The organism is Pseudomonas sp. ML2-2023-3 (assembly GCF_037055275.1).
Classification (GTDB): domain Bacteria; phylum Pseudomonadota; class Gammaproteobacteria; order Pseudomonadales; family Pseudomonadaceae; genus Aquipseudomonas.
In genome coordinates, this window is sequence record NZ_CP146343.1 from 1,964,383 (window position 1) to 1,986,395 (window position 22,013).

The following is a 22,013-nucleotide window of genomic DNA, read 5'->3' on the forward strand; positions in this document are numbered from 1 at the left end:
TTTGCGTGATATGGGCTGTCCGCGTTTGTCGGTATGATGTGCGGCCCCGCGGTCTGGATTGCGAATACGCCATGACATTGCAGTACCCAACTATCGCCGATTGCGTCGGCAACACTCCTCTGGTGCGCTTGCAGCGCCTGGCTGGAAATTCCACCAACACCTTGTTGCTCAAGCTCGAAGGGAATAACCCTGCAGGCTCGGTCAAGGACCGTCCGGCACTGTCGATGATTGCCCGTGCCGAAGCGCGCGGCCAGATCCAGGCTGGCGATACCCTGATCGAAGCCACCTCGGGCAATACCGGTATTGCACTGGCGATGGCCGCTGCGATCAAGGGCTACAAGATGATCCTGATCATGCCCGACAACTCCAGCGCCGAACGCAAGGCGGCCATGACCGCCTATGGCGCCGAGCTGATTCTGGTCTCTCAGGAAGAGGGCATGGAAGGCGCCCGTGACCTGGCCGACAAGATGCAGGCCCAGGGCCTGGGCAAGGTGCTCGATCAGTTCGCCAACGGTGACAATCCCGAGGCTCATTACACCGGCACCGGTCCTGAGATTTGGCGCCAGACCAACGGTACGATCACTCACTTCATCAGTTCGATGGGCACCACCGGTACCATCATGGGTGTGTCGCGCTACCTCAAGGAGCAGAACCCGGGCGTGCAGATCGTCGGCTTGCAGCCGATGGAAGGCGCAGCCATTCCGGGTATCCGTCGCTGGCCGACCGAGTACCTGCCGAAAATTTACCAGGCTGACCGCGTTGACCGCATCGTCGACATGGCCCAGCGCGAAGCCGAAGATGTCACCCGTCGCCTGGCCCGTGAAGAAGGCATTTTCTGTGGTGTGTCCTCGGGCGGGGCGGTAGCTGCCATGTTGCGCTTGAATCAGGAAGTCGAAAACGCGGTGATGGTCGCGATCATTTGTGACCGCGGCGACCGTTACTTGTCGACCGGCATTTACGATGCGCCCAACTGATGGCTAAGCAAGAGAGAGGCCTGCGCTTCCAGCCTGCTGGCGGCACCAAGGCCCCGCAAGTGCCTGCGGGCAAGAAACAGCGTTTGAACATCGAGCGTTTGGCCAACGACGGCCGGGGTATTGCCTTTATTGAAGGGCGTACCTGGTTTGTGTCGGGAGCCCTGGCCGGTGAAGAAGTTGAAGCCCGGGTGCTGGGCGCTCACGGCAAAATCGTTGAAGCCCGTACCGAGCGCGTGTTCAAGGCCAGCGACATCCGCCGCGTGGCGCCCTGTGCCCACGCGGGCAAGTGTGGCGGTTGCAGCGTGCAGCATTTGCCCCATGAGGAGCAGCTTGCACTGAAACAGCGCATGTTGACCGAGCAACTGTCCCGTGTGGCCGGTGTCGAACCTGAAGAGTGGGCGCCCCCCCTCGCAGGTCCGGAATTTGGCTATCGCCGCCGTGCACGCATCGCCGTGCGCTGGGATGCGCGGGCCAAGCGTCTGGAGGTAGGTTTTCGAGCGGCCGGTAGTCAGGACATCGTCGCCATTGATCACTGTTTGGTCCTGGTACAGGCTTTGCAACCTATCATGACGGGGCTGCCCGCCATGTTGCGCCAGTTGAGCAATCCCAAGGCCCTTGGCCATGTCGAGTTGTTCAGCGGTTCGGCAATTGCGGTGTTGCTGCGTCACATGGCGCCGCTCAACGATGGGGACATGAAAATCCTGCAGGATTTCTGCCTCACCCATGACGCCCAGTTGTGGCTGCACGGTGAAGGTGAACCTCAACCGGTCGATTTGACCCGGACCCTGGGCTACCGTTTGGAACAGTGGGATCTGGAGCTGGCGTATCGTCCCGGTGATTTTGTCCAGGTCAATGCTGGCGTCAATGAAGCCATGGTGGCTCAAGCAATAAAGTGGCTTGCTCCACAAGCTGACGAACGGATTCTTGACTTGTTCTGTGGGCTGGGTAACTTCGCGTTACCACTGGCGCAAAAAGTCCGCGAAGTGGTGGCAGTTGAAGGTGTTGCGACCATGGTCGAACGCGCAGCGCAAAACGCGGTCAGTAACAACCTGCAAAATGCAGTGTTTTTTCAGGCTGACTTGTCGCAGCCGCTGGTGGATGCAGCCTGGGCCAAGGATGGGTTTTGTGCCGTGCTGCTCGACCCGCCCCGTGACGGCGCCTATGAAGTGGTACGCAAGCTGTCTGGCCTGGGAGCCAGGCGTTTGGTGTATGTGTCGTGTAACCCGGCCACGCTGGCACGGGATACGGTTGAATTGATGAAACAGGGTTACCGGTTAAAACGTGCCGCAATCCTCGACATGTTTCCGCAAACAGCGCATGTCGAGGCGATGGCGTTATTTGAAGCAGACTAGGACGGTCTGTCTATTTCGACGGGCCCGCAACCCGCGCAGTGATGCCCTGTAGCGCGCGGTTGGGATTAGGGCCTGTGATTTCGGCGCATTGAATCTGCGCTGTAGGGAAGGTAAGCAAGATGGTACAGGTCAGAGCACACCAGCCGATCAACACCGACGGCAGTCTCAACCTCGAGGCATGGCTCGATCATGCGGTGAGTGTCGATGTGGCGCTGGACCGTGAAGCCTTGAAAGAAGCGTGCGAGTTTGCGCGCGAGGCCGAGCAGCAAGCCAACGCTGCGAAAAACCTGTGGGCCGAGGGCACGTCGAGCTTTCGCACAGGGTTGGAAATCGCCGAAATACTGGCCGATCTGAAACTGGATCAAGACTCTCTGGTTGCCGCGATTCTCTATCGCTGCGTGCGCGAAGGGCAGGTCTTGTTGCCTGCTGTCAGCCAGCGCTTCGGTCCGGTGGTGGCCAAGCTGATTGATGGCGTGCTGCGCATGGCGGCCATCAGCGCCAGCCTCAGCCCCCGCCAATCCATGGTTCTGGGTACCCAGGGCCAGGTCGAAAACCTGCGCAAGATGCTGGTCGCGATGGTTGATGACGTGCGCGTTGCACTGATCAAACTGGCCGAACGTACCTGCGCGATTCGTGCTGTCAAAAATGCCCCGGACGAGAAGCGCAACCGCGTCGCCCGTGAGGTATTCGATATTTATGCGCCATTGGCGCACCGCCTGGGTATCGGTCATATCAAGTGGGAGCTGGAGGACTTGTCCTTCCGCTACCTGGAGCCCGAGCAGTACAAACAGATTGCCACCTTGCTGCATGAGCGCCGCCTCGATCGCGAGCGCTTTATCAGTGATGTGATGAACCAGCTGCGAACCGAGCTGGTGGCCACTGGCGTTGATGCCGATATCAGCGGCCGGGCCAAGCACATCTATTCCATCTGGCGAAAAATGCAGCGCAAGGGCCTGGCCTTCAGCCAGATCTATGACGTGCGTGCGGTACGGGTACTGGTCCCGGAAATGCGCGACTGCTATACCGCGCTGGGGATTGTCCACACCCTGTGGCGGCACATTCCCAAAGAGTTCGACGATTACATCGCCAACCCCAAGGAAAACGGCTACCGCTCGCTGCACACTGCCGTGATCGGGCCTGAAGGCAAGGTGCTGGAGGTGCAGATCCGCACCCACGCCATGCACGAAGAGGCCGAGCTGGGGGTGTGTGCGCACTGGCGTTACAAGGGGACCGACGTCAAGGCAGGTTCCAACCAGTACGAAGAGAAAATCTCGTGGCTGCGTCAGGTACTGGAATGGCACGAAGAACTGGGTGATATCGGCGGTCTGGCCGATCAGCTGCGGGTCGATATCGAGCCGGACCGGGTGTACATCTTTACGCCGGACGGTCATGCCATCGACCTGCCCAAGGGCGCAACACCGCTGGACTTTGCGTACCGGGTGCACACCGAAATCGGCCATAACTGCCGCGGTGCCAAGATCAACGGGCGCATCGTGCCGCTCAACTACAGCCTGCAAACCGGTGAACAGGTCGAGATCATCACCAGCAAGCACGGCACGCCGAGCCGCGACTGGCTGAACCCGAATCTGGGCTACATCACCACCTCGCGGGCGCGGGCGAAGATCGTTCACTGGTTCAAGTTGCAGGCACGCGATCAGAACGTGGCTGCCGGCAAAACCATGCTCGAACGTGAGCTGGGTCGCTTGGGCCTGCCAGCGGTGGACTACGAGAAGCTCGCCGACAAAGCCAACATGAGAACCGCCGAGGACATGTATGCGGCGCTCGGGGCCGGTGACTTGCGCCTGGCGCAGCTGATCAATCTGGCGCAGCAGCAGGTCGAGCCGGAGCGCGGCAGCGAACAGATGGAGCTGATTCCGCGCAAGGCCACGGGCTACAAGCCGGGCAAGCGCGGGGACATCCAGATCGAAGGCGTCGGCAACCTGCTGACCCAGATGGCCGGGTGCTGCCAGCCGCTGCCGGGTGATGCGATTGTCGGTTACATCACCCAGGGTCGCGGGGTGAGTATTCACCGTCAGGACTGCGCCTCGGTACTGCAACTGGGCAGCCGTGAGCCGGAGCGGATGATTCAGGTCAACTGGGGACCGATCCCGGTCTCGACATATCCTGTCGACATCGAGATTCGTGCCTACGACCGTTCGGGCCTGCTGCGTGACGTCTCCCAGGTTCTGCTCAACGAGCGGATCAACGTGCTGGCAGTCAATACTCGCTCGAACAAGGAAAACAACACCGCGTTGATGACCTTGACCATCGAGATCCCGGGTCTGGACGCGCTGGGACGTTTATTGGGACGCATCTCGCAACTGCCGAACATCATCGAAACCCGTCGGATCGGGCGTAGCGAAGCAAGATAACCTGTAGTCGCTGACGAGGTACGAGGCTGCGATAAGGGCCGAAGGACCTTCGCTTTGTAAAGCGGGGTCTCTACGCAACCCATCGCAGCCTGCGGCAGCGACTACAGGTTTCGGCCAAAGGATTACAGATGTACAACCTCGACGACCTGCTACACCTCATGGCCCGTCTGCGTGACCCGCAGTACGGGTGTCCGTGGGACATCAAGCAAACCTGGGCCACCATCGTGCCCTACACCCTTGAGGAGGCCTACGAAGTCGCTGATGCCATTGAGCAAGGGGACTTTGAGCACCTGCAAGGTGAACTAGGCGACTTGCTGTTCCAGGTGGTTTATTACAGCCAGCTGGCCCGCGAAGAAGGCCGGTTTGAATTTGCCGGGGTGATCGACAGCATCACCCGCAAGCTGATCCGCCGACATCCCCACGTGTTCCCCACGGGCGACCTGTATGCGCCGCTGGACATACCGCGCCTGAGCGAAGAGCAGGTCAAGTTGCGCTGGGATGAAATCAAGGCGCAGGAGCGCGCAGAAAAGTCCGTTGTTCCCCAGCAGCTCTCCTTGCTGGATGACGTGCCGGTGGCGCTGCCAGCCCTGTCCCGTGCCGCCAAATTGCAAAAGCGTGCCGCTCAGGTCGGCTTTGACTGGCCAGCGGCATTGCCGGTGCTGGACAAGGTCCGAGAAGAACTGGACGAGGTGCTGGAAGCGATGGCCGACAATGATTCGGCGGCCATCCATGATGAAATCGGAGACCTGCTGTTTTCGGTGGTCAACCTGGCCCGCCATCTTAAAGTGGACCCTGAAACCGCCTTGCGTGGGGCCAATGCAAAATTTGATCGACGTTTCCGGTTTATTGAGCAGGCATTGCGCGATACCCTGCGTCCCATTGAAAGTTGCACCCTTGAAGACCTGGACGCCCTGTGGGGCGAAGCCAAGCGTCAGGAAAAGAATTTGCCCAGCTGCGGCTGAGTTTGCCTAAGTGAGTAAGTAGATGAGCATTTCCCTACGCGACCAGTTGCTCAAAGCCGGACTGGTCAACGAGAAGCAGGCCAAGCAGGCCGGCAAAGAAAAGCAGAAGCAGCAACGTCTGGCCCACAAGGGTCAGATCGAGCTGGACGACACCCAGCAGCGTCTGGCTGCCGAAGCCAAGGCCGAGAAGGTCAAGCGCGACCAGGAGCTGAACCGTCAGCAACAGGAGAAAGTCGAGCAAAAGGCCCGCGCCGCCCAGATCAAGCAATTGATCGAAGTGTCGCGTCTGCCCAAGCTGACGACCGAGGATTACTACAACTTTGTTGACGATAAAAAGGTCAAGCGCCTGTCGGTCAACACGTTGATGCGCAACAAGCTGGCCAATGGCTCCTTGGCGATCGTGCAGCATCAGGGCGGCTACGAAGTCATCCCGCGAGAGGCTGCGCTGAAGATCCAGGAGCGGGATCCGCGCCGGATTGTGCAGTTGAACATCCTGGTCGAGCCGAAAACTCCGGAAGAAGATGATCCGTACGCGGCCTATCAGATCCCTGATGACCTGATGTGGTAACACCCGCTCCCACAGGGTTTTGCATCAGGGCATACACGACAAACCCCGCTTCGGCGGGGTTTGTATTTTTCAAGTCTGTAGTCTCTGTCGTTCAGGCCTGGCGTTTCTGCGCTTCCAGCTTTTCCAGCTCAGCCTTGTAGCTGTGAGCGTCGCTTTCGCGGTGGAACATGCCAACCAGTATGTCTTCTTGATGCACATCCCACAGGTGAACACCGTGGGCTACCAGCTGGTGGAACATACGTGAATCGTCGCGCTCAGTTACTTTGATAGTCATCTGCTTGCTCCAAATTCTGATGAGGTCCTGCGGCAAGGCGTCGCAGGACTTCTTTATAGAATCTGTTAGCTTCCTAAGTAAATAGCTGATTGTCGCGCTGTCATGTTGTTAAAAACTTAAAAACTCTGGAGCCCTTGTAATACGGGGTGTTTACAGTTTTGCTCATAAGTTTTATGAATAAAGTTTCATGTTTGTATCGTTCAGCGGGCCAGAAAAAACCTCGCCGAAGCGAGGTTTTTTGACGTTTACGGTTTAGTTGCCCTTGACCGTTTTGCCATTCACCGTGCCGTCCAGCAGCATGATGTTGTATTCCTTGCCGTCTTTTTCGACCTGGCGCAGTTTGACCAGCAGCGAATCCCAGTTCTTGGCGAACCACATTTCCGTGATGCGCTTGTTCTGCGTTGGATCGCGTACGCGCTCAACCTTGATTGCGTCTACCTTGCCAGCCTTGGTTTCGACCACTTCAGGGCCGATCACGCGAAAGTCATAGGTGTCGACGTCGTTACCATCAACCACCTGGTAGCTCATGGATTTTTTACCGGCTTCTACGTCACGCTGAAGCGCGAGCTGATAGGTGGACTTGTCGAGCATGCCAGTCAGCAACGGCACTTTGACTGCGTCGCCCTGGTCGGTGCCGGTGACCATTTTGGTCGCCCAGTCGAAATCCAGATCAATCTTTTTCGCTTTGCCCAGGCCGCCACGTTCAAAGTGGTAGGTCAGCGGGATCAGCGTGTTTTTATCGATCTTGAGGGTGCTTTCCTCGTTCAGGCTGGCCACCAGCATCGACGCCTTGAAGTTCAAGGTCCAGATACCGTTGTCGCTCTTGGTCAGGCTGCGCTCGGCGGAACCGCTCATGGGCAGCTGTTTCCAGTCTGCGGTGTAGCTGGCCTTGAAAGGCTGGAGTTCGGCCGCCTGCACTGCTGGGATAGCCAGCAGGCTGAGGGCGAGAAGCAGGGCACGACGCATATATTCTCCTAGGTTCGTATCAAGTGGCCGCTGGCCGCGAGTAATTGACCGTCCAATAATGCGCCTTGCTCGTCAAGAGACAAGCGACCTTCGGCAAACCAGCGCACTGCAAGCGGATAAATCCGGTGTTCCTGGACGTGGACCCGTTGCGCCAGAGCGTGCGCAGAGTCGTCGGACTCTACCGGTATCACTGCCTGTACGACCAGAGGGCCGCCGTCGAGTTCCTCGGTCACAAAGTGAACGCTACAGCCGTGTTCGCGATCTCCTGCTTCCAGCGCGCGCTGATGCGTGTGCAAACCTTTGTATTTAGGCAGCAGCGAAGGGTGGATGTTAAGCAGGCGACCCTGATAGTGACGCACGAAATCGGCGCTGAGAATGCGCATGAAGCCGGCCAGTACCACCAGTTGCGGTTTGAATTCGTCGATGATCTTGATCAGTGCAGCATCGAAGGCCTCGCGGCCCTCGAATGCTTTGTGATCCAGTACGCGGGTATCGATACCCGCGTCTTTGGCGCGTTGCAAGCCGTAGGCATCTGCGCGGTTGGAGATAACCGCGCGGATGTTTGCCGGGCTGTCCTTGACGTCATTGCTGTCGATCAAGGCCTGCAAGTTGCTGCCGGTGCCGGAAAGCAGCACCACTACATCACAGGTATCAGGCATTAGTGCGCCTTGAGGTTTTGCAGCTCAACTTGTGGAGCGCCTTCGGCGGCCGTTGCGATCTGGCCGATGACCCACGGTTGCTCGCCTGCTTCACGCAGTACGTTCAGCGCGGTTTCAACGTCAGCCTGAGCCACGCAGATCACCATGCCAACGCCGCAGTTCAGCACGCGGTGCATTTCGTTTTCGTCCACGTTGCCTTTTTCTTGCAACCAGTCGAATACAGCAGGGCGCTGCCAGCTGGCAACGTCAACAACTGCCTGGGCGCCTTTTGGCAGAACGCGCGGGATGTTGTCGAGCAGGCCACCACCGGTGATGTGGGCCATGGCTTTGACAACGCCGGTTTCCTTGATCAGCTTGAGCAACGGCTTGACGTAGATGCGGGTTGGCGCCATCAGCAGGTCGGTCAGCGGCTTGCCGTCGAGCTGGATGTTTTCGATGTCGGCACCGGACACTTCGATGATCTTGCGGATCAGCGAGTAGCCGTTGGAGTGCGGGCCCGAGGACGGCAGGGCGAGCAGGGCGTCGCCGGCAGCAACCTTGGAGCCGTCGATGATTTCGGATTTTTCGACAACACCCACGCAGAAGCCGGCCAGGTCGTAGTCTTCGCCTTCGTACATGCCAGGCATTTCAGCGGTTTCGCCGCCTACCAGCGAGCAGCCCGACAGTTCGCAGCCAGCGCCGATACCGGTAACCACTTGGGTCGCGGTTTCTACGTTGAGCTTGCCGGTGGCGTAGTAGTCGAGGAAGAACAGAGGCTCGGCGCCGCATACGATCAGGTCGTTGACGCACATGGCAACCAGGTCGATACCGATGCTGTCGTGCTTGTTCAGGTTCAGTGCCAGGCGCAGCTTGGTGCCAACGCCGTCAGTGCCGGAAACCAGAACAGGCTGCTTGTAGCCAGCCGGGATTTCGCAGAGGGCGCCAAAACCGCCGAGGCCGCCCATCACTTCCGGGCGTGCAGTGCGCTTGGCCACGCTCTTGATGCGTTCGACCAATGCTTCACCGGCGTCGATGTCTACACCGGCGTCTTTGTAGCTCAGGGATGGTTGCTTGCTCATAATCCAGGCCTTTAGGGGGGATTCGGGGGTATCGACCGAGTTCAGGGGGCAGGCTTGCAAGTGCTCATCGAGTGCGTCAGAGCATTTGCAGGGTGCCCGGCTGTTGCCGGTCTGCGAAGGCGCGCGATTTTATCAGGCTTGAAGGGCAGCGGCCATCCTCGGGCCGACAGGCAGGGTTATATCTGTCGAAAAAAACCTTTTTTAGTCGTACTTGGGTCTGTGCGCGGGCCTGTATAAGGTATAGCGAATTACTTTTGAGTTTTTATGACCGAATGAAAATTGCGGTACAGACGTGAATGATTTGGCTGTCGCCGTGTCAGAAGTCTGTTCGAGTGTTTTTATGGCGTCCTTTTAGGCTGCTTTTTGTGATCGGGAATCTTTCATGCGTCTGAGCCAATTTTTAGCCGTGGGCTGTTTGTCATTTTTTAGCCTGGCGAGTCATGCCGAAATCCTGACCGGCCTTTATCAAGTGCGTGAGCCGGTGGCCAGCCAGTCACCCGATGAACGTACCCAGGCCACGCAAAAGGCACTGGAAACCCTGGTGCTGCGTTTGACCGGGGACGCCAAGGCGATTCAAAACCCCGGGCTTGAGGCGATTCGCAAGGATCCCCAGCAGATCATCAGCCGGTACGGTTATGACGCTGGCCCCCCGGAAAGCCTGCAGGTGGATTTCGATCCGGTGAGCACTGACCGGGCGTTGCGCCAGGCCGGTTTGTCGATGTGGGGCAGTAATCGTCCTGCCTTGCTCGGCTGGTGGCTGAACGATTCGGTGGATGGTTCAAGCCTGGTGGGGGACGGTCAATCCGTGGCAGAGCCCCTGCGCCGTGCCGCGCAGCACCGTGGGTTGCCATTGCGTTTGCCGCTGGCAGACCTGGGCGAACAGTTGGTAGGTACGGCTGAAAACCTTGAGGGCAGCAATCCTGCTCCTTTGAAGGATGCTTCCGAGCGTTACGGCGCCGATGCCTTGCTGGCCGTACATGCCCGTGAAGAGGATGGGCAGTGGAGCGCCAAGTGGCGGTTGTGGGTTGGCGATCAGCAGGAGCAGGGCAGTGCTCAGGCACCGGATCAGGCGGCGCTGGCCGATGCCGTGATGCTTGCGGTGAGCCAGCGTCTGGCGCCGCGTTATACGGTCAAGCCCGGTGTCTCGACGGAGCAGTTGCTTGAAGTGCAGGGCATGACGCTACCGCGCTATGCGCAACTGTGGCATTTGCTCGAACCTTTCGGCGCGCAACTAAAGAGCGTTGACGGTGATCGTAGTGTGTATCAGGTCAATGGCAGCGCCGAGCAGCTGCGCTCGCAACTCGGGTTGGCGCAACTGCAGGAAGTACCGGCAGAACAGGCACCCGCAGTGACAAGTGCAGGCCAGGCGCCCGGTGTTGCTTCAGCGCCGGCGGCTCAGCTTCGGTTTCGCTGGTAGGTTGTTGTCTTCTTTATATAGGGATGGGCTGGCTCATGGCTGATTCGCGACGGTGGGTGTGGTGGGGCGTAGGGCTGGGGTTCGCCCTGTTTGTGTATTTTCTGCATCCGATACTCACGCCTTTTCTGGTCGCAATCGTCCTGGCCTATATGTTCGACCCTGTGGTTGATCGGTTGGAAAGAGCCGGGCTTTCAAGAACCTGGGGTACGGTCGCGGTCTTCGGGCTGTTAACTGTCATTATGATGACGCTGCTCCTGGTGTTGGTGCCGTTGCTGGCCAAACAGCTGTTGAAGCTTTATCAGTTGGCACCGCTGGTGCTTGACTGGTTGCAGCACACGGCCATGCCGTGGGTGCAGGCCAAGCTCGGCTTGAGTGACAGCTTCTGGAAGTTTGACAAGATCAAGGCGGCAATCACCGAGCACATGGGGCAGGCCACTGACATTGTCGGTATCGTCCTGTCCCAGGCAACGGCATCCAGCCTGGCCCTGATCGGCTTTCTGGCCAATCTGGTGCTGATTCCCGTAGTGGCGTTTTACCTGCTGAGAGACTGGAACATCATGATGGCCAAGATTCGCGGCTTGTTGCCGCGGGCCCGGGCCGATCAGATTGTGTCGCTGGCCAAGGAGTGTCACGACGTGCTCGGCGCGTTTGTGCGTGGCCAGTTGCTGGTGATGCTGGCGCTGGGGGTGATCTACTCGGCGGGCCTGATGTTTGTCGGCCTCGAGTTGGGGTTGTTGATCGGCTTGATGGCGGGGGTGGCGGCCATCGTGCCGTATATGGGCTTTATTGTCGGCATTGGTGCGGCGTTGATCGCCGGGCTGTTCCAGTTTGGCGGGGATCTGTACCCGATGCTCGGGATCGTGGCGGTGTTTATGGTCGGTCAGGCGCTCGAGGGTACGGTCCTTACACCCTTGCTGGTGGGTGACAAGATCGGTATGCATCCGGTGGCTGTGATCTTCGCGATTCTTGCGGGTGGCGAGCTGTTTGGCTTTACCGGTGTGTTGCTGGCACTGCCGGTGGCGGCGGTGATCATGGTGCTGGTGCGTCACTTGCAGGATATGTACAAGGACTCCCATGCCTATAAAGGCAGTGAAGACCCGGAGCTGTAACGTCCAGGCACTGTGAGGGGCGGGCTCACCGGGCAGGTGGTCCCGCCTTTTTCATGTGCGTCAGCAGCACCTTAATCGTCAGGAAAAGATCAAACAATCCAAGACCTTAACGCAAACCTTTGATTTTGCTCGTGGTCTGTTACATTGTGTGCCCGGTTACACGGGTATAAACTTTTAGAACTTTACACAGAGGCCACTAACAGTTCGCTTGAACTGTTCAGTCAGCATGAAACCGATTCAGCTGCCCCTAGGTGTGCGTCTGCGTGATGACGCAACCTTCATAAATTACTATCCAGGCGCCAATGCCGCTGCACTCGGCTATGTCGAGCGACTGTGCGAAGCCGACGCCGGCTGGACTGAAAGCCTGATCTATCTCTGGGGCAAGCAGGGCGTAGGCCGCACACACCTGCTACAGGCTGCCTGCCTGCGTTTTGAGCAGATGGGTGAGCCCGCGGTGTACTTGCCTCTGGCCGAGTTGCTGGATCGCGGCATTGAAATCCTCGATAACCTTGAGCAGTACGAACTGGTTTGTCTGGATGATCTCCAGGCGGTGGCCGGACGTGCCGACTGGGAAGAGGCACTGTTTCATCTGTTCAATCGCCTGCGTGACAGTGGGCGTCGCCTGCTGATTGCAGCGTCTACCTCGCCCCGTGAATTGCCCATCAAGCTGGCTGACCTCAAGTCCCGACTGACCCTGGCGCTGGTTTTTCAGATGCGTCCCTTATCTGATGAAGACAAGTTGCGTGCCTTGCAATTGCGCGCATCGCGTCGCGGCCTGCACCTGACCGACGAAGTCGGGCATTTTATTCTCACGCGAGGCACTCGCAGCATGAGTGCGTTGTTTGATTTGCTCGAACGGCTCGATCAGGCCTCCCTGCAAGCGCAACGCAAGTTGACGATCCCTTTCTTGAAAGAAACCCTGGGCTGGTAGCTCACCCCTTTAAAACTGCGGTCTGCAGCCGTTTTCGGCAGTTTTCAGGCGCCAGAAACCCTGCGCGGCTCAAGAGCTTTGTGCGCAAAATCTATTGTCAGGGGTGTAAAGCCTTAGATGTCACGACAAAACCATCAAGTCACATTTTGATCGATTGAATTTGCAAATGAGGATCATAGAGGGCATAGTCGCGGCTACTTTTCTTACAAGCCACGGTCGTGCCCATGCTAAAGCGCTTCGCACCCCTCGTGCCTCTCGCACTCGTTACCCTGTTGTTTGGCTGCGCTGCCCACACGCCAGTGTCGCAGCAAGTTGTCGATCATCAGGTTCAAAAGTCATCCTCGGTATCGCAATCTTCCGCTCTTTATCAGGAAGAACTGGCCACCGAAAAAGAACTGGCTGAATTTTCCGCCAACAGCAAGCCTTACCAGTTGCCCGCCCTGGCTGACAGCATCCTCGAGCGCGGTATGTCCCTGATCGGTACGCGTTACCGTTTTGGCGGCACCTCTGAGGCAGGCTTCGATTGCAGCGGCTTCATTGGTTATCTCTTCAAGGAAGAAGCCGGCATGCAATTGCCGCGCTCAACCCGCGAAATGATCAACGTAAAAGCACCGTTGGTCGCACGAAACAACCTCAAACCCGGTGATTTGCTGTTCTTCAGCACCAATGGTCGTGGCCGTGTAAGCCATGCCGGGATTTACCTGGGTGATGACCAGTTTATCCACTCCAGCAGCCGCCGCAGCGGTGGTGTTCGGATCGATAACCTGGGTGACAGCTACTGGAGCAAGACCTTTATTGAGGCCAAGCGCGCCCTGGCGATGGCTCCTGCGAGCGTAGTAGCCCGCAAGTAAAGTTAATGTCTTACTTGAAGTTTGGCTGCTAAGGGCTAGAATTCAGTCGCATTGTTAAATCCTTGAAGCCGCGAAGGTGTCCCCTCTCGCGGCTTCAGGTTTCGCGGCCAGAGTTGCCGTATCCAGAATCAGGAACATTCTGTTTATGTCGACCATGGCCCGCGTTGCCCTCTTGACCTTAGCAGCACTGCTCAGTGCCTGCGCCAGCCACCCGCCACCTGTTGCGGTGGTCAAAAAACCAGTCGTGTTTGCCAACCCTTATGAAGAAACCTCGCCGATTGCCGCCGACGTGCTTTTTCGTGCCTTGGGTCTGGTCGGCACGCCTTATCGCTGGGGTGGCAATACTCCGGATTCAGGTTTTGATTGCAGTGGTCTGATCAAGTACGTGTACAACGACGCGGCGGGCATTTCGTTGCCGCGCACGACCCGTGAAATGATCGTGATGCAGGCGCAGAATGTTGGCCAGGACAAGCTGCAAACCGGTGACTTGCTGTTTTTCGCCACCAACGGTGGTTCCCAGGTCAGCCATGCCGGGATCTACGTCGGTGAAGGCCGTTTTGTGCATGCACCGGCCACTGGCGGAACGGTCAAGCTGGACAGCCTCAATAAAGCCTATTGGCAAAAAGCCTATCTGAATGCCAAGCGCGTTTTGCCGACCGAGCAGCATCTGGCGCGTCTGCCGTAAACCCGAACCTGCATCACGCTGGGTGGGAGCGGGCTTGCTCGCGATGGATACAACGCGGTGTAACTGCCACGCCGCGGTGATCCAATCGCGAGCAAGCCCGCTCCCACTGTTTCATTTGCTGGTTGGCTTTGCCGACACCCGCCAAACCTTGTTGCCGACATCATCGGCCACCAGTAAATCTCCCTGTTTATCGATCACCACGCCCACGGGTCTGCCCATGGCTTTCTCGTCAGCGTTGAGAAAGCCGGTCAGTACATCAACCGGCATACCGGCGGGTTTTCCGTCGGCAAAGGGTACAAAAATCACTTTGTAGCCACTGTGCGGCTTGCGGTTCCAGGAACCGTGCTGGCCAATAAACGCGCCTTGGGTAAAGTCGGGCAGTTTGCTGCCTTCGGCAAAACTCAGCCCCAGGGATGCAGTGTGCGGGCCGACGGCATAGTCCGGTGCAATGGCTTTGGCGACCAGTTCCGGATTTTGCGGGTTGACCCGTACATCCACGTGCTGGCCGTAATAGCTGTAGGGCCAGCCATAGAAGCCGCCATCCTGAACTGAAGTGATGTAGTCGGGCACCAGGTCGCTGCCGATTTCGTCGCGCTCGTTTACCGCTGTCCAGAGCTTGCCGGTTTTGGGTTCCCAGTCCATGCCATTGGGGTTGCGCAGGCCCGAGGCGAAAATACGGTGGTTGCCGGTGGCGCGATCAACTTCCCAGATCGCGGCGCGGCCTTCTTCCTTGTCCATGCCGTTCTCGCCCACGTTGCTGTTGGAACCGACGGTGACATACAGCTTGGTGCCGTCAGGGCTGGCGATGACGTTTTTGGTCCAGTGATGGTTCAGTGGGCCGCCCGGTAAGTCGAGCACCTTGACCGGATTGGCTTTGATGCTGTTTTCGCCCGCCTGATAGGGGACGCGTAAAAGCTTGTCGGCGTCAGCGATATACAACTCGTCGCCCACCAGGGTCATGCCAAAAGGCGAGTTCAGATTGTCGAGAAAGACCGTGCGGGTTTCGGCCACGCCATCGTGGTCTGCATCGCGCAACAGGGTGATCCGGTTCGCGCTTGGCACTGCGGCCCCGGCGCGGGCCATCACCTTGTCTGCGATCCAGCCTTTGATCCCCTTGCTGTCATCCGGTTTGGGCGGTGCGTTGGTTTCTGCGACCAGCACATCGCCGTTGGGCAAGACATAGAGCCAGCGCGGATGATCCAGGCCTTCGGCGAAGGCGGCGACCTCCAGGCCTTGGGCAGCAATGGGCGTGGCGCCATCAGCCCAACCGACCGCCGGGGCGATATTGACGGTGGGTATCAGGGTTTTGTTCGGTTCGGGTAATTTGGGCGAGGGGCCGGTGCCATCACTTACTTGCAGGGTCGACGACTCGCCGCAGGCAGCCAATCCTGCCGCAAGTACGATGACAATAGCGTGCTGGCGCTTGAGCATGAAGAACTCCATTATGTTTTGGTCTCGTAGGTCATAGAGAAGCTTAGCCCTTCAAAGGTTCAGGTCGTAGCTTTGTATAGCCCTATTGGTGCCACCTTTAATTGACGCTCCACCCCCAACCCTCTAACCTTCGCGGCTTGTTTCAGGTGCTCGGCAACGTAACGTTGGTCGAGTGAAACAGGGAAGCCGGTGAGGGCGTGTTTGTCCTGCACAACCGCCATGATCCCGGCGCTGCCCCCGCAACGGTAAACGAGTCAATGCCACGCCAACTGCCACTGTGATTGCTCACGGGAAGGCGCGTGGACAAGGGCGCCCTGTACAGGGCCGTCCGCTTGTGAGCCCGGAGACCGGCCTGATCCATCCACCACTCTCGCGGCGGGCGATGCAGTGTGTTTTTTATGAATTCCCCCCCGCCTCCCGTTTGCATCATTGAGCCCCAACGGAGAGCTGCCATGAACGAATCCCCCGAACGCGACGAACGTCATCAGGCGCGCATGCTGCGCAAAAAAGCCGTCATGGATGAGCGCATTGCCAGCTCGCCCAATGAGTGCGGGCTACTGCTGGTGTTGACCGGCAATGGCAAAGGCAAGAGCAGTTCCGCTTTTGGCATGCTGGCACGGGCCATGGGCCACGGCATGCAGTGCGGCGTGGTGCAGTTCATCAAAGGTCGCAACAGCACTGGCGAGGAGATCTTCTTCCGCCGCTTCCCCGAGCAGGTGCGTTATCACGTGATGGGTGAAGGCTTTACCTGGGAAACCCAGGATCGCCAACGCGATATCGCGGCCGCCGAAGCCGCCTGGGAAGTATCCCGCGAGATGCTGCGTGACCCGTCCATCGGGCTGGTTGTACTGGATGAGCTGAACATCGCGCTCAAACACGGCTACCTCGACCTTGAGCAGGTGCTCGCCGACCTGCAAGCCCGTCCGCCAATGCAGCATGTGCTGGTCACCGGGCGTGGCGCCAAACCTGAGCTGATAGACCTGGCCGATACCGTGACTGAAATGGGTGTGGTCAAACACGCATTCCAAGCCGGGATCAAAGCCCAGAAAGGCATCGAATTGTGAGTGTTCAAGCATGAGAGAGTCGCGTCATTGCCCCGCGGTGTTGATCGCCGCACCGGCCTCCGGTCAGGGCAAGACCACCGTTACCGCCGCCTTGGCCCGATTGCATCGCAATCAGGGGCGCAAGGTGCGGGTGTTTAAATGTGGACCGGATTTTCTGGACCCGATGATTCTGGAGCGCGCCAGCGGTGCGCCGGTTTATCAGGTGGATTTGTGGATGGTGGGCGCGGATGAAAGTCGCCGCCTGCTGTGGGAAGCCGCTGGTGAAGCGGACCTGATCCTGATCGAAGGCGTGATGGGTCTGTTCGACGGTACACCTTCCAGCGCCGACCTGGCGCGCCATTTTGGGGTACCGGTGCTGGGTGTGATTGATGGCACCGCAATGGCCCAGACGTTTGGTGCGCTGGCCCTGGGCCTGGCCCGCTATCAACCGGACCTCCCGTTTGCCGGGGTGCTGGCCAACCGGGTTGGCACAGTGCGTCATGCACAGTTGCTCGAAGGCAGCCTGACCGAAGGCCTGCGCTGGTACGGCGCGTTGTCTCGCGAGACCGGGATCGAGTTGCCGAGTCGACACTTGGGGCTGGTTCAGGCGAGTGAGCTGAACGACCTGGATGCGCGTCTCGACGCGGCAGCCAATGCCCTGGCCAGCACCTGTGAGGTAGCGCTGCCACCCGCCGTTGAATTTGCAGCGCCCGAGCCTGTGCTGGTCGAGCCATTGTTGGCCGGGGTTCGGATTGCCGTGGCCCGGGATGAAGCCTTTGCCTTCACCTATGGTGCGAGTCTGGATCTGCTGCGGGCGATGGGAGCCGAGCTGGTGTTTTTCTCGCCGATTCGCGATGTCCGCCTGCCAGAAGCTGACAGCCTTTATTTGCCGGGCGGTTATCCCGAGTTGCATCACCTTGAGCTGTCGCGCAATACACCGATGCTGGAGGCGATTCGCGCCCATCACGCAGCCGGTAAACCGTTGCTGGCCGAATGTGGCGGCATGCTTTATCTGCTCGACGCCTTGACCGATGTCGACGGTCAGCGTGCCGAGCTGGTGGGTTTGCTGACGGGGGAGGCGAAGATGCAAAAGCGTCTGGCCGCGTTGGCATTGCAATCGGTGGACATGCCCGAGGGGTTGCTGCGTGGTCACACTTACCATCACTCGCTGACCAGCACTGAGCTTGAACCTGTTGCCCGTGGCCTGAGCCCCAATGGCGGGCGCGGTGCCGAAGCGGTGTATCGCGAAGGGCGGATGACCGCCTCTTACGTGCACTTCTACTTTCCGTCCAATCCTCAGGCGATTGCTGCGCTGTTTGCGCCGTGCGCTGTGACGGCGCCATGACCGATAACGCCTTTAGTCCTGAAGAACGCGCAGCGGTGTACCGCGCCATCGCCGAGCGCCGCGATATGCGGCACTTCAGCGGTGGCAGTGTGGCACCTGAACTGTTGTCGCGTTTGCTTGAGGCGGCGCATCAGGCCCCGAGTGTGGGGCTGATGCAGCCGTGGCGGTTTATCCGCATCACTGACCGGGAACTGCGAGGCAGGATTCAGGGCCTGGTCGAGGCCGAGCGGGTACGGACCGCCGAGGCGCTGGGCCAGCGCTCCGATGAATTCATGACGCTCAAGGTTGAAGGCATCCAGGACTGTGCCGAGGTGCTGGTGGCGGCGTTGATGGATGACCGTGAAAAGCATATTTTTGGTCGACGTACCCTGCCGGAAATGGACATGGCGTCGTTGTCGTGTGCCATTCAAAACCTGTGGCTGGCAGCACGTGTAGAAGGCTTGGGCATGGGGTGGGTGTCGTTGTTCGAGCCTGAGGCGCTGGCGAGCTTGCTGGGGTTGCCCCCGGGAGCCAAACCTCTGGCAGTGTTGTGCCTGGGCCCGGTCGAGGCTTTTTATCCCGCGCCCATGCTGGTGCTGGAAGGGTGGGCGCAAGCACGCCCACTGAGTGAACTGGTGTATGAGAATTATTGGGGAGTGAGTCCATGAGTGTGGCGTTGTTGTGCGTCGCCGGAGTGGCGCTGGATGCGCTGTTTGGCGAGCCCAAGCGCTGGCATCCGCTGGTTGCGTTTGGCCGAATGGCCGAGCGTATCGAACAGCGGTTCAATTCCGGCGGACGTGGCTGGCGCAGTCATGGTGTGACGGCCTGGGTGCTGGCAGTGTTGCCGCTGACGATCCTTGCAACGGCGCTTTCATGGCTGCCGTATATCGGCTGGCTGGTGGAAATTCTGGCGCTGTATTGTGCGCTGGGCATGCGCAGTCTCGGTGAGCACGTGCAGCCGGTTGCCGAGGCATTGCGTGCCAACGATCTGGAAGAGGCACGGACCCGGGTCGGCTATCTGGTCAGTCGCCAAACCAGCGAGCTGGACCCCACTGAAGTTGCCCGTGCGGCCACTGAATCTGTGCTGGAAAACGGCAGTGATGCTGTCTTTGCCACTATTTTCTGGTTTGTCGTGGCGGGAGCGCCGGGCGTGGTGCTCTATCGTTTGAGCAATACGCTGGACGCGATGTGGGGCTATCGCAACGAACGCTTTGAGCGCTTTGGCTGGGCTGCTGCCCGTATCGACGATGTTCTTAACTATATTCCGGCAAGGCTGGTTGCGTTGACTTACGCCGTATTGGGTAAAACCCGACTGGCCTTGAAATGCTGGCGCAAGCAGGCACCTCAGTGGGACAGTCCCAACGCAGGCCCGGTCATGGCCGCAGGCGCAGGGGCCCTGGGTGTGGAACTGGGTGGGCCGGCGATTTATCACGGCGAACTGCATGAGCGTGCGCAATTGGGCGAAGGCGTGCCAGCGGATGCGGACTCGATTGGTCGTGGCTGGCAACTGGTGCAACGTGGCGTATGGCTGTGGCTATTGATTCTGTGTGCGTGGAGTGAATTCTATGCTTGAACACGGCGGGCGTTTACGCAAAGCGGCGTTGCACTACGGCATTGACGAGGCTGACTGGCTGGATTTGTCCACTGGCCTTGCGCCCTGGCCTTTTGATATCCCGCAGATACCCGAGCGTGTCTGGGCGCGTTTGCCTGAAACCGACGATGGCCTTGAGCAAGCTGCCTGCGCCTATTACGGCGCATTGAGTGTGTTGCCGGTCCCGGGCTCGCAGTGCGCAATCCAGTTGCTGCCGCGCCTGCGCCGCAGTGGCAAGGTCGGTGTGCTGTCGCCGTGTTACGCCGAGCATGCGCATGCCTGGAGGCAAAGCGGGCACATCGTGCGTGAAATCATGGAGCAGGAAGTCGATTTCTACCTCGACACCCTGGATGTGCTGGTGGTGGTCAACCCCAACAACCCTACCGGGGTGAGGCACACGCCAGAGCGTCTGCTTGAATGGCATGCGCGGCTTGTGCAACGCGGTGGCTGGCTGGTGGTGGACGAAGCCTTCATGGACAACACACCCGCGTTCGGCCTGGCCGGGCACACCCAGCGTACCGGGTTGATCGTGTTGCGTTCATTCGGCAAGTTTTTTGGTCTGGCCGGGGTGCGGCTGGGTTTTGTGCTGGCCGAGCAAAAATTGCTCAAGTTGCTGGCCGAGCAAGTCGGGCCCTGGGCGGTGAGCGGACCGACACGCATTGTCGGCCAGGCCTGCCTGCTGGACACCGAAGGCCATGCTCGCCAGCGCGAGCGCAGTGAACTGGCCAGCGGGCGGCTGGAGCGATTGCTGGGGCTGCATGATGTGCCGCCCCAGGGCGGCTGCGCGTTGTTCCAGTGGTTGATCACGCCCCACGCCGACCGCCTTTACGAATTCATGGCGCACCGCGGCATTTTGCTGCGCCTGTTTGCCCACAACAGCAGCGTGCGTTTTGGCCTGCCCGCCGATGAGGCTGACTGGCAGCGGCTCGAGCTGGCGCTGGCGGCGTACACCAAGGAAACCACATGAGTACGTTGATGGTGCAGGGCACCACTTCCGATGCCGGCAAAAGCACGCTGGTGACGGCCCTGTGTCGCTGGCTGACCCGCCAGGGTGTAGCGGTGGTGCCGTTCAAGCCACAGAACATGGCGCTCAACAGTGCGGTGACTGCCGAGGGTGGCGAGATTGGCCGCGCTCAGGCGGTGCAGGCCCAGGCCGCCGGATTGGCGCCGCACACGGACATGAATCCGGTGCTGCTCAAGCCCAATAGCGACACCGGTGCCCAAGTGATCATTCATGGTCGTGCCGTCACCAGCATGAATGCGGTGGCGTATCACGACTACAAGGCCATTGCCATGCAAGCGGTACTGGCCTCCCATCAGCGTTTGAGTGCCGCGTATCCGGTGGTGATGGTCGAGGGTGCGGGCTCGCCTGCCGAGATCAATCTGCGGGCCGGTGATATTGCCAACATGGGCTTTGCCGAAGCGGTTGACTGCCCGGTGGTGTTGATTGCCGATATCAATCGCGGCGGGGTGTTTGCCCATCTGGTCGGTACCCTGGAGTTACTGTCCGAGACCGAGCAGGCACGGGTCAAGGGTTTCATCATCAACCGCTTTCGCGGTGATATCGCCTTGCTACAGCCTGGCCTCGACTGGCTGGAACAGCGTACCGGCAAACCGGTGATCGGCGTGTTGCCCTATGTGATGGACCTGCATCTTGAGGCCGAGGACGGCATCGATCAGCGTCAGACCGACAAGGTCGAGCAAGTGCTCAAAGTGGTGGTGCCGGTACTGCCGCGTATCAGTAATCACACCGACTTCGACCCGCTGCGCCTGCATCCGCAAGTTGACCTGCAATTTGTGGGGCCGGGGCAACCGATTCCTCCTGCAGACTTGATCATCCTGCCGGGCTCCAAGAGCGTGCGCAGCGACCTGGCGTACTTGCGTACCAATGGCTGGGAAGGGGCCATCAGCCGACATCTGCGTTACGGCGGAAAGCTGCTGGGGATTTGCGGCGGCTTGCAGATGCTCGGCGAGCAGGTTCACGACCCGCTGGGCCTTGAAGGCGCAGCGGGTTCCAGTGCCGGATTGGGCTTGCTGGCGTTTAGCACCGAGCTTGCAGCCGAGAAACAGCTGCGCAATGTGCGCGGGCATCTGGTCCTGGAAAACGCGCCAGTCAGCGGCTACGAAATCCACGCGGGCGTGACCACGGGGGCGGCTCTGGAGCAGCCTGTGGTGCACCTGGATGACGGGCGCTGTGATGGCGCGCAAAGTGCGGACGGGCAAATTCTCGGCACCTACCTGCATGGTGTGTTCGAGTCGCCTGCGGCTTGCAGCGCGTTGCTGCGTTGGGCCGGTTTGCAGGATGTGCAAGAAGTGGACTACCACGCTCTTCGCGAACGGGATATCGAGCGGCTGGCGGATCTGGTGGAAAACCATCTGGATACCGCCTGCCTGCGAGCGTTGTGCGGGATTTGAGATTCATGGCGTCAATGGCCGCTAGAGGTTT

General features: G+C 59.3%; 21 protein-coding genes and 1 riboswitch. Of the genes, 16 read left to right on the forward strand and 5 right to left on the reverse strand.

Going from position 1 to position 22,013, the window contains the following annotated elements; all coding sequences use genetic code 11:
* Positions 1-71: 71 nt before the first annotated feature.
* The 5 genes from cysM (at position 72) to V6P94_RS09140 (ending at position 6,228) form a co-directional block, all read left to right on the forward strand.
* Positions 72-974 (forward strand): cysteine synthase CysM, encoded by a 903-nt coding sequence (cysM, locus tag V6P94_RS09120; RefSeq protein WP_133075754.1) that lies wholly within the window; start codon positions 72-74, stop codon positions 972-974.
* The gene (rlmD, locus tag V6P94_RS09125; protein ID WP_219260737.1) at positions 974-2,326 is read left to right on the forward strand and encodes a 23S rRNA (uracil(1939)-C(5))-methyltransferase RlmD; all 1,353 of its coding nucleotides are present in this window, start codon (positions 974-976) and stop codon (positions 2,324-2,326) included. The genes cysM and rlmD overlap by 1 nt, the downstream gene beginning before the upstream one ends.
* A gap of 119 nt (positions 2,327-2,445) precedes the next feature.
* Positions 2,446-4,698: a GTP diphosphokinase gene (gene relA, locus V6P94_RS09130; protein WP_133075752.1), complete on the forward strand. Its 2,253-nt coding sequence runs from the start codon at positions 2,446-2,448 to the stop codon at positions 4,696-4,698.
* A gap of 128 nt (positions 4,699-4,826) precedes the next feature.
* Positions 4,827-5,660, forward strand: a complete 834-nt coding sequence (gene mazG / locus V6P94_RS09135; protein ID WP_326398339.1) for a nucleoside triphosphate pyrophosphohydrolase — start codon at positions 4,827-4,829, stop codon at positions 5,658-5,660.
* Between the two features lie 22 nt (positions 5,661-5,682).
* The gene (locus V6P94_RS09140; protein WP_019827734.1) at positions 5,683-6,228 is read left to right on the forward strand and encodes a DUF2058 domain-containing protein; all 546 of its coding nucleotides are present in this window, start codon (positions 5,683-5,685) and stop codon (positions 6,226-6,228) included.
* A 91-nt stretch (positions 6,229-6,319) separates the two neighbouring features.
* Here V6P94_RS09140 and V6P94_RS09145 read toward each other — a convergent pair whose 3' ends face one another.
* The 4 genes from V6P94_RS09145 to purM form a co-directional block, all read right to left on the reverse strand.
* Positions 6,320-6,502 carry a hypothetical protein gene (locus V6P94_RS09145; protein WP_016779856.1) on the reverse strand — a complete coding sequence of 61 codons (183 nt, stop codon included), beginning with the start codon at positions 6,500-6,502 and terminating at the stop codon, positions 6,320-6,322.
* Positions 6,503-6,754: 252 nt separating this feature from the next.
* Positions 6,755-7,468 carry a DUF3108 domain-containing protein gene (locus tag V6P94_RS09150; protein WP_133075750.1) on the reverse strand — a complete coding sequence of 238 codons (714 nt, stop codon included), beginning with the start codon at positions 7,466-7,468 and terminating at the stop codon, positions 6,755-6,757.
* Positions 7,469-7,476: 8 nt separating this feature from the next.
* Complete coding sequence (gene purN / locus V6P94_RS09155) at positions 7,477-8,127, reverse strand: phosphoribosylglycinamide formyltransferase (RefSeq protein WP_133075749.1); 651 nt, start codon at positions 8,125-8,127, stop codon at positions 7,477-7,479.
* Positions 8,127-9,185: a phosphoribosylformylglycinamidine cyclo-ligase gene (gene purM, locus V6P94_RS09160; RefSeq protein WP_019827729.1), complete on the reverse strand. Its 1,059-nt coding sequence runs from the start codon at positions 9,183-9,185 to the stop codon at positions 8,127-8,129. Before purM ends, purN begins: the two co-directional genes overlap by 1 nt.
* A gap of 382 nt (positions 9,186-9,567) precedes the next feature.
* Here purM and V6P94_RS09165 point away from each other — a divergent pair, with 382 nt between their 5' ends.
* The 5 genes from V6P94_RS09165 to V6P94_RS09185 all read left to right on the forward strand — a co-directional run bounded on the left by V6P94_RS09165 (position 9,568) and on the right by V6P94_RS09185 (position 14,178).
* Positions 9,568-10,602 (forward strand): DUF2066 domain-containing protein, encoded by a 1,035-nt coding sequence (locus tag V6P94_RS09165; RefSeq protein WP_133075748.1) that lies wholly within the window; start codon positions 9,568-9,570, stop codon positions 10,600-10,602.
* 35 nt (positions 10,603-10,637) lie between these two features.
* Entirely contained in the window at positions 10,638-11,711 is a 1,074-nt protein-coding gene (locus tag V6P94_RS09170) for an AI-2E family transporter (RefSeq protein WP_133075747.1), read from the forward strand.
* A gap of 226 nt (positions 11,712-11,937) precedes the next feature.
* Positions 11,938-12,642: a DnaA regulatory inactivator Hda gene (gene hda, locus V6P94_RS09175; RefSeq protein WP_019827725.1), complete on the forward strand. Its 705-nt coding sequence runs from the start codon at positions 11,938-11,940 to the stop codon at positions 12,640-12,642.
* A gap of 224 nt (positions 12,643-12,866) precedes the next feature.
* Entirely contained in the window at positions 12,867-13,493 is a 627-nt protein-coding gene (locus V6P94_RS09180) for a C40 family peptidase (protein ID WP_133075745.1), read from the forward strand.
* A 145-nt stretch (positions 13,494-13,638) separates the two neighbouring features.
* Positions 13,639-14,178: a C40 family peptidase gene (locus V6P94_RS09185; RefSeq protein ID WP_133075744.1), complete on the forward strand. Its 540-nt coding sequence runs from the start codon at positions 13,639-13,641 to the stop codon at positions 14,176-14,178.
* 111 nt (positions 14,179-14,289) lie between these two features.
* Here the strand turns inward: V6P94_RS09185 and V6P94_RS09190 are convergent, their stop codons facing one another.
* Positions 14,290-15,609 (reverse strand): sorbosone dehydrogenase family protein, encoded by a 1,320-nt coding sequence (locus V6P94_RS09190; protein WP_133075743.1) that lies wholly within the window; start codon positions 15,607-15,609, stop codon positions 14,290-14,292.
* A 127-nt stretch (positions 15,610-15,736) separates the two neighbouring features.
* A riboswitch (cobalamin riboswitch) is annotated at positions 15,737-15,980 on the forward strand.
* A gap of 81 nt (positions 15,981-16,061) precedes the next feature.
* Here V6P94_RS09190 and cobO point away from each other — a divergent pair.
* From cobO to V6P94_RS09220, 6 genes are read left to right on the forward strand one after another with little or no spacing between them, the layout of a single operon-like run.
* A complete protein-coding gene (gene cobO, locus V6P94_RS09195; protein WP_016779866.1) occupies positions 16,062-16,673 on the forward strand; it encodes a cob(I)yrinic acid a,c-diamide adenosyltransferase in 612 nt (203 codons plus the stop codon).
* A gap of 10 nt (positions 16,674-16,683) precedes the next feature.
* Positions 16,684-17,997: a cobyrinate a,c-diamide synthase gene (locus V6P94_RS09200; RefSeq protein ID WP_326398337.1), complete on the forward strand. Its 1,314-nt coding sequence runs from the start codon at positions 16,684-16,686 to the stop codon at positions 17,995-17,997.
* Positions 17,994-18,644 carry a 5,6-dimethylbenzimidazole synthase gene (gene bluB / locus V6P94_RS09205; protein ID WP_133075741.1) on the forward strand — a complete coding sequence of 217 codons (651 nt, stop codon included), beginning with the start codon at positions 17,994-17,996 and terminating at the stop codon, positions 18,642-18,644. Before V6P94_RS09200 ends, bluB begins: the two co-directional genes overlap by 4 nt.
* Complete coding sequence (gene cbiB, locus V6P94_RS09210; protein ID WP_219260721.1) at positions 18,641-19,549, forward strand: adenosylcobinamide-phosphate synthase CbiB; 909 nt, start codon at positions 18,641-18,643, stop codon at positions 19,547-19,549. Before bluB ends, cbiB begins: the two co-directional genes overlap by 4 nt.
* Positions 19,542-20,534, forward strand: a complete 993-nt coding sequence (gene cobD / locus V6P94_RS09215; protein WP_133075739.1) for a threonine-phosphate decarboxylase CobD — start codon at positions 19,542-19,544, stop codon at positions 20,532-20,534. The genes cbiB and cobD overlap by 8 nt, the downstream gene beginning before the upstream one ends.
* On the forward strand, positions 20,531-21,982 hold the full coding sequence (locus tag V6P94_RS09220) for a cobyric acid synthase (protein ID WP_219260717.1): 1,452 nt from the start codon (positions 20,531-20,533) through the stop codon (positions 21,980-21,982). Before cobD ends, V6P94_RS09220 begins: the two co-directional genes overlap by 4 nt.
* Positions 21,983-22,013: the final 31 nt, after the last annotated feature.

Excerpts from the sequence above, each read along its gene's own strand:
- cysM (WP_133075754.1), top strand. The coding sequence starts at position 72 with ATGACATTGCAGTACCCAACTATCGCCGATTGCGTCGGCAACACTCCT.
- rlmD (WP_219260737.1), top strand. The coding sequence starts at position 974 with ATGGCTAAGCAAGAGAGAGGCCTGCGCTTCCAGCCTGCTGGCGGCACC.
- relA (WP_133075752.1), top strand. The coding sequence starts at position 2,446 with ATGGTACAGGTCAGAGCACACCAGCCGATCAACACCGACGGCAGTCTC.
- mazG (WP_326398339.1), top strand. The coding sequence starts at position 4,827 with ATGTACAACCTCGACGACCTGCTACACCTCATGGCCCGTCTGCGTGAC.
- V6P94_RS09140 (WP_019827734.1), top strand. The coding sequence starts at position 5,683 with ATGAGCATTTCCCTACGCGACCAGTTGCTCAAAGCCGGACTGGTCAAC.
- V6P94_RS09145 (WP_016779856.1), bottom strand. The coding sequence starts at position 6,502 with ATGACTATCAAAGTAACTGAGCGCGACGATTCACGTATGTTCCACCAG.
- V6P94_RS09150 (WP_133075750.1), bottom strand. The coding sequence starts at position 7,468 with ATGCGTCGTGCCCTGCTTCTCGCCCTCAGCCTGCTGGCTATCCCAGCA.
- purN (WP_133075749.1), bottom strand. The coding sequence starts at position 8,127 with ATGCCTGATACCTGTGATGTAGTGGTGCTGCTTTCCGGCACCGGCAGC.
- purM (WP_019827729.1), bottom strand. The coding sequence starts at position 9,185 with ATGAGCAAGCAACCATCCCTGAGCTACAAAGACGCCGGTGTAGACATC.
- V6P94_RS09165 (WP_133075748.1), top strand. The coding sequence starts at position 9,568 with ATGCGTCTGAGCCAATTTTTAGCCGTGGGCTGTTTGTCATTTTTTAGC.
- V6P94_RS09170 (WP_133075747.1), top strand. The coding sequence starts at position 10,638 with ATGGCTGATTCGCGACGGTGGGTGTGGTGGGGCGTAGGGCTGGGGTTC.
- hda (WP_019827725.1), top strand. The coding sequence starts at position 11,938 with ATGAAACCGATTCAGCTGCCCCTAGGTGTGCGTCTGCGTGATGACGCA.
- V6P94_RS09180 (WP_133075745.1), top strand. The coding sequence starts at position 12,867 with ATGCTAAAGCGCTTCGCACCCCTCGTGCCTCTCGCACTCGTTACCCTG.
- V6P94_RS09185 (WP_133075744.1), top strand. The coding sequence starts at position 13,639 with ATGTCGACCATGGCCCGCGTTGCCCTCTTGACCTTAGCAGCACTGCTC.
- V6P94_RS09190 (WP_133075743.1), bottom strand. The coding sequence starts at position 15,609 with ATGCTCAAGCGCCAGCACGCTATTGTCATCGTACTTGCGGCAGGATTG.
- cobO (WP_016779866.1), top strand. The coding sequence starts at position 16,062 with ATGAACGAATCCCCCGAACGCGACGAACGTCATCAGGCGCGCATGCTG.
- V6P94_RS09200 (WP_326398337.1), top strand. The coding sequence starts at position 16,684 with ATGAGAGAGTCGCGTCATTGCCCCGCGGTGTTGATCGCCGCACCGGCC.
- bluB (WP_133075741.1), top strand. The coding sequence starts at position 17,994 with ATGACCGATAACGCCTTTAGTCCTGAAGAACGCGCAGCGGTGTACCGC.
- cbiB (WP_219260721.1), top strand. The coding sequence starts at position 18,641 with ATGAGTGTGGCGTTGTTGTGCGTCGCCGGAGTGGCGCTGGATGCGCTG.
- cobD (WP_133075739.1), top strand. The coding sequence starts at position 19,542 with ATGCTTGAACACGGCGGGCGTTTACGCAAAGCGGCGTTGCACTACGGC.
- V6P94_RS09220 (WP_219260717.1), top strand. The coding sequence starts at position 20,531 with ATGAGTACGTTGATGGTGCAGGGCACCACTTCCGATGCCGGCAAAAGC.